The following is a 645-nucleotide window of genomic DNA, read 5'->3' on the forward strand; positions in this document are numbered from 1 at the left end:
TTCTGCCCGGTGCCCCATAAGATCGTCAACTTGTCACCAAACGCCATGTTCCCCCACGGGCCGGCCTGGCACTTCATGCCATGAAGCGGAAAGTTGCCCAGCGCGGCGGCGATGTTAATGCCCCAGACGTCGGGGTCCGTCGACACCGGGTTCTTGCTGCGGCCAGGAATGACGAGTTCCGCGAGCAGCAGGGGGCTGTTGGGGCTGGACATGGCATCGACTCCGACGGAAAGGTGACGGAGTGAGTTAACGTGCGTTGGCGGGATTGCGCACCTGTCAGAGTTGACAGGTGCGCCGTGGTATCCGACGAGCGGTCGTCGTCGCGAACCAGCCCGGCCCACGTTTGGAATGCGGTCAAACTGTGGGAGCGAGCCTGCTCGCGAAGGGGCCAGAATGGACGGCCAACAGCTCAGCTTTCCTGCCTCACTGTGGCAATTCCAGATTATCCAGCACCCGATTCACCGCCAATTCCCCGAGCATGATCAACTGCGCAATCCCCATGAGCGTCCGGCGCTGCGATGGCTTCGCCAGCCCGGCGAATTCCTGGGCGATGGTTTTGGCCGAGGCGAGGGTTTCGCAGGCGTTGGCCAGCAGGTCTTCGTTTTTGGTGTCGGCGGTGACGGCATACATGGCGCGGGGGCTGAA

2 protein-coding genes are annotated in these 645 nt (G+C 62.5%); both read right to left on the reverse strand.

Features of this window, described 5'->3' with window-relative positions; all coding sequences use genetic code 11:
- Positions 1-212 (reverse strand): hypothetical protein (locus tag OK411_RS26995; protein WP_264365930.1); only part of this gene is annotated, 212 nt, incomplete at its 3' end.
- A 211-nt stretch (positions 213-423) separates the two neighbouring features.
- Positions 424-645 (reverse strand): DUF6124 family protein (locus OK411_RS27000; protein ID WP_264365931.1); only part of this gene is annotated, 222 nt, incomplete at its 5' end.

The sequence above is a fragment of the Pseudomonas sp. RG1 genome, assembly GCF_025910115.1.
GTDB lineage: Bacteria > Pseudomonadota > Gammaproteobacteria > Pseudomonadales > Pseudomonadaceae > Aquipseudomonas > Aquipseudomonas atacamensis.